This is a genomic window from Chryseobacterium sp. MHB01 (assembly GCF_034651565.1).
Taxonomy (GTDB): domain Bacteria; phylum Bacteroidota; class Bacteroidia; order Flavobacteriales; family Weeksellaceae; genus Chryseobacterium; species Chryseobacterium nepalense.
In genome coordinates, this window is record NZ_JAYEDA010000033.1 from 1 (window position 1) to 5593 (window position 5593).

Annotated in this window: 2 tRNA genes and 3 rRNA genes; all 5 read left to right on the plus strand. The window is 46.0% G+C overall.

From position 1 onward, the window contains the following. Positions 1 to 273 precede the first annotated feature (273 nt). The 5 genes from U9K52_RS21030 to rrf all read left to right on the plus strand — a co-directional run bounded on the left by U9K52_RS21030 (position 274) and on the right by rrf (position 5545). A 16S ribosomal RNA gene (locus U9K52_RS21030) occupies positions 274 to 1790 on the plus strand. Positions 1791 to 2091: 301 nt separating this feature from the next. Beyond that, a tRNA-Ile gene (locus tag U9K52_RS21035) sits at positions 2092 to 2165 on the plus strand. A gap of 81 nt (positions 2166 to 2246) precedes the next feature. Next, positions 2247 to 2320: transfer RNA gene (locus U9K52_RS21040), tRNA-Ala, on the plus strand. Positions 2321 to 2478: 158 nt separating this feature from the next. Further along, positions 2479 to 5240 (plus strand): 23S ribosomal RNA (locus tag U9K52_RS21045). Positions 5241 to 5437: 197 nt separating this feature from the next. Beyond that, a 5S ribosomal RNA gene (gene rrf, locus U9K52_RS21050) occupies positions 5438 to 5545 on the plus strand. Together the 16S, 23S and 5S rRNA genes with 2 tRNA genes alongside form the textbook arrangement of a ribosomal RNA operon. Positions 5546 to 5593 lie beyond the last annotated feature (48 nt).

A 5593-nucleotide genomic window follows, 5' to 3' on the forward strand; every position in this document is an offset into this window, starting at 1 on the left:
CTTTGCAGTCCGGTAAAACGGGGAGCAGGAGTTGAGTTGAGGGATTGTTTAAGAGGGCTTAAGGTTACTAAAAAAACTTTAAAAATTTCTTCAAAAACATTTGGTCAATTCAGAAATATTTTTTACTTTTGCACTCGCAAATACGAAACGAAAACTGACAGAAGAAGTAGTTTGTAGGAAGCGAAAGAAATGAAGATCATTGACATACAATATAACAACCAAGTAAGGAAAAACTAAAGCGTTAAAAAACTTTGAGTGAGTCAAGACAAACATACAATGGAGAGTTTGATCCTGGCTCAGGATGAACGCTAGCGGGAGGCCTAACACATGCAAGCTGAGCGGTAGAGTTTCTTCGGAGACTTGAGAGCGGCGTACGGGTGCGGAACACGTGTGCAACCTGCCTTTATCAGGGGGATAGCCTTTCGAAAGGAAGATTAATACCCCATAATATATAGAGTGGCATCACTTTATATTGAAAACTGAGGTGGATAAAGATGGGCACGCGCAAGATTAGATAGTTGGTGAGGTAACGGCTCACCAAGTCGATGATCTTTAGGGGGCCTGAGAGGGTGATCCCCCACACTGGTACTGAGACACGGACCAGACTCCTACGGGAGGCAGCAGTGAGGAATATTGGACAATGGGTTAGCGCCTGATCCAGCCATCCCGCGTGAAGGACGACGGCCCTATGGGTTGTAAACTTCTTTTGTACAGGGATAAACCTATTTACGTGTAAATAGCTGAAGGTACTGTACGAATAAGCACCGGCTAACTCCGTGCCAGCAGCCGCGGTAATACGGAGGGTGCAAGCGTTATCCGGATTTATTGGGTTTAAAGGGTCCGTAGGCGGATCTGTAAGTCAGTGGTGAAATCTCACAGCTTAACTGTGAAACTGCCATTGATACTGCAGGTCTTGAGTAAGGTAGAAGTGGCTGGAATAAGTAGTGTAGCGGTGAAATGCATAGATATTACTTAGAACACCAATTGCGAAGGCAGGTCACTATGTCTTAACTGACGCTGATGGACGAAAGCGTGGGGAGCGAACAGGATTAGATACCCTGGTAGTCCACGCTGTAAACGATGCTAACTCGTTTTTGGGTTTTCGGATTCAGAGACTAAGCGAAAGTGATAAGTTAGCCACCTGGGGAGTACGAACGCAAGTTTGAAACTCAAAGGAATTGACGGGGGCCCGCACAAGCGGTGGATTATGTGGTTTAATTCGATGATACGCGAGGAACCTTACCAAGGCTTAAATGGGAATTGATCGGTTTAGAAATAGACCTTCCTTCGGGCAATTTTCAAGGTGCTGCATGGTTGTCGTCAGCTCGTGCCGTGAGGTGTTAGGTTAAGTCCTGCAACGAGCGCAACCCCTGTTACTAGTTGCTACCATTAAGTTGAGGACTCTAGTAAGACTGCCTACGCAAGTAGAGAGGAAGGTGGGGATGACGTCAAATCATCACGGCCCTTACGCCTTGGGCCACACACGTAATACAATGGCCGGTACAGAGGGCAGCTACACAGCGATGTGATGCAAATCTCGAAAGCCGGTCTCAGTTCGGATTGGAGTCTGCAACTCGACTCTATGAAGCTGGAATCGCTAGTAATCGCGCATCAGCCATGGCGCGGTGAATACGTTCCCGGGCCTTGTACACACCGCCCGTCAAGCCATGGAAGTCTGGGGTACCTGAAGTCGGTGACCGTAAAAGGAGCTGCCTAGGGTAAAACAGGTAACTAGGGCTAAGTCGTAACAAGGTAGCCGTACCGGAAGGTGCGGCTGGAACATCTCATTTTAGAGCGTCTTAAAGACGATAAACAAAATTAGTACCGCAAGGTACATGTACTTACTTCAAAGTAAAGCTTTAGTTTTTTTATTGGTTGATTTATAAGGAAGGTAAAAAGTTAAAAGTAAAAAGATCCAAGTGTAAAATCAGGGAATATAAAAATTACTCATTACCGATTACTTATTACTTATAAATATATTAAAAATACAAACCCACTAGAAATTAGTAACGGGAAAGAGATTGAGAAATGAATGAAGGTAATGCAGTATGAAAATATTACTTATTACTGATCACTTATTACTCATAACAGAGTCTCGTAGCTCAGCTGGTTAGAGCGCTACACTGATAATGTAGAGGTCGGCAGTTCGAGCCTGCCCGAGACTACTAATTAAAGTTTAAGGTTTAGAGTTTAAAGTTCAGGGTTTAAAACCCGGAACAAAAAACATAAAACCCGGAACACCTAGAGGGGAATTAGCTCAGCTGGCTAGAGCGCCTGCCTTGCACGCAGGAGGTCAAGGGTTCGACTCCCTTATTCTCCACAGTTTTGGAAGATTGATTTAAAAGTTACGGATGGAGCCAAAAACAACATCTGTTCATCAGTCGGAAAAGAAGACATTAAGATCATTGACATTAACGGTAAAGACATCACAAAGAGAAAACCGAGCACTTATAAGTGCTTGAGTAACCTAAAAATAGGAAAGAAATCGTTAAGGGCGTATGGCGGATGCCTAGGCTTTCAGAGGCGAAGAAGGACGTGGTAAGCTGCGAAAAGCTCGGGGGATTGGCACACACGAATTGATCCCGAGATGTCCGAATGGGGCAACCCAATACATTGAAGATGTATTACTCTAAATTTATTTAGAGAGCAAACCCGGAGAACTGAAACATCTAAGTACCCGGAGGAAAAGAAATCGAAGAGATTCCGTAAGTAGTGGCGAGCGAAAGCGGATTAGCCCAAAAGTCTTTATATATTTAGAAGAACGTACTGGAAAGTGCGGCCATAGACGGTGATAGCCCGGTATTCGAAAGGTATATTAAGATGATAAATGAGTAGGGCGGGACACGTGAAATCCTGTCTGAATATGGGGGGACCATCCTCCAAGGCTAAATACTCCTGAAAGACCGATAGTGAACAAGTACTGTGAAGGAAAGGTGAAAAGCACTTCGAATAGAAGGGTGAAATAGAACCTGAAACCGTACGCCTACAAGCGGTCGGAGCAGATTAATTCTGTGACGGCGTGCCTTTTGCATAATGAGCCTACGAGTTAATTTTACTAGCGAGGTTAAGGACTTAAGGTCCGGAGCCGGAGCGAAAGCGAGTCTGAATAGGGCGCATAGTTAGTAGGATTAGACGCGAAACCTTGTGATCTACCCATGGGCAGGTTGAAGCTTTGGTAACACAAAGTGGAGGACCGAACCGGTTGACGTTGAAAAGTCTTCGGATGACCTGTGGGTAGGGGTGAAAGGCCAATCAAACTGGGAGATAGCTCGTACTCTCCGAAATGCATTTAGGTGCAGCGTCGTATATAAGTTTATTAGAGGTAGAGCTACTGATTGGATGCGGGGGTTTCATCGCCTACCAATTCCTGACAAACTCCGAATGCTAATAAATGTTCTACGGCAGTGAGGGCATGGGTGCTAAGGTCCATGTCCGAGAGGGAAAGAACCCAGACCAACAGCTAAGGTCCCCAAATATATGTTAAGTTGAAGCAACGCGGTTGGACTGCATTGACAGCTAGGATGTTGGCTTGGAAGCAGCCATTCATTTAAAGAGTGCGTAACAGCTCACTAGTCGAGCGGTCCGGCATGGATAATAATCGGGCATAAACATATTACCGAAGCTATGGATTTATAATTTATTATATCTGGTAGGAGAGCATTCTGTTTGCGCCGAAGCAGTATCGTGAGGTATTGTGGAGCGGACAGAAAAGAAAATGTAGGCATAAGTAACGATAAAGGGGGCGAGAAACCCCCTCACCGAAAGACTAAGGTTTCCTCAGCCATGCTAATCAGCTGAGGGTTAGTCGGGACCTAACGCGAACCCGAAAGGGGTAGTGGATGGACAATGGGTTAATATTCCCATACTTGCTCACACTAAAAAGGGGACGGTTCGATGTAGCTACTAAAGACGGACGGAAGTGTCAAGGCCTAGCCTTCGGGCGAAGCTGCTGTAGTGTAATCGGATCCAAGAAAAGCCGAAGTGAAGCAACCCGTACCAAAACCGACACAGGTGGTCGAGGAGAGAATCCTAAGGTGCTCGAGTGAGTCGTGGCTAAGGAACTAGGCAAAATAGTCTCGTAACTTCGGAAGAAGAGACGCCATCAGCAATGGTGGCCGCAGTGAAGAGGCCCAGGCGACTGTTTATCAAAAACACAGGACTCTGCTAAATCGAAAGATGCTGTATAGGGTCTGACACCTGCCCGGTGCTGGAAGGTTAAGGAAGGGCGTTAGCGTAAGCGAAGCGTTTGACTGAAGCCCCAGTAAACGGCGGCCGTAACTATAACGGTCCTAAGGTAGCGAAATTCCTTGTCGGGTAAGTTCCGACCTGCACGAATGGTGTAACGATCTGGGCACTGTCTCAGCCACGAGCTCGGTGAAATTGTAGTATCGGTGAAGATGCCGATTACCCGCAATGGGACGAAAAGACCCTGTGAACCTTTACTATAACTTCGTATTGACTTTGAGTAAGTAATGTGTAGGATAGGTGGGAGGCTTTGAAGCAGGCACGCTAGTGTTTGTGGAGCCAACGTTGAAATACCACCCTTTACTTACTTGGAGCCTAACTTCTTTAAAGAAGGACATTGCGTGGTGGGTAGTTTGACTGGGGTGGTCGCCTCCAAAAGAGTAACGGAGGCTTTCAAAGGTACCCTCAGCACGCTTGGTAACCGTGCGTAGAGTGTAATGGCATAAGGGTGCTTGACTGTGAGACCAACAAGTCGATCAGGTGCGAAAGCAGGACATAGTGATCCGGTGGTTCCGTATGGAAGGGCCATCGCTCATAGGATAAAAGGTACTCCGGGGATAACAGGCTAGTCTCCCCCAAGAGCTCACATCGACGGGGAGGTTCGGCACCTCGATGTCGGCTCGTCACATCCTGGGGCTGGAGAAGGTCCCAAGGGTTGGGCTGTTCGCCCATTAAAGTGGCACGCGAGCTGGGTTCAGAACGTCGTGAGACAGTTCGGTCTCTATCTATTGCGGGCGTTAGATGTTTGAGAGGGCTTGATTCTAGTACGAGAGGACCGAATTGAACAAACCTCTGGTGTATCAGTTGTACCGCCAGGTGCACCGCTGAGTAGCTATGTTTGGAAGAGATAAACACTGAAAGCATATAAGTGTGAAACTCGCCTCAAGATGAGACATCTTTTAAGGGTCGTGGGAGATGACCACGTTGATAGGCTACAGGTGTAAAGTTGGTAACAGCATAGCCGAGTAGTACTAATTACCCGTAGATTTATAGCCTATTCATAAGTAATGAGTAATAGGTAATGAGCAATCATGCTTATCATAACTTAGCTTAAGTATTTATAAGTGCAATACTGGTTTTGCCTTTGTGATGAAATTTACCGATAAAAACGGTTCAAGGTTCAATGTTTAAGATTCAAGGTTAAAAACTTTGAACATTAAACTAAAAAAACCTTACACCTATATACAACCTTTAGGGTGGTTTTAGCGGTGGGGCTCACCTGTTCCCATTCCGAACACAGAAGTTAAGCCCACCAGCGCCGATGGTACTGCGAAAGCGGGAGAGTAGGTCGCCGCCAGTTTTTTTACAAACCTCATACAGCAATGTGTGAGGTTTTTTTGTTTTTATA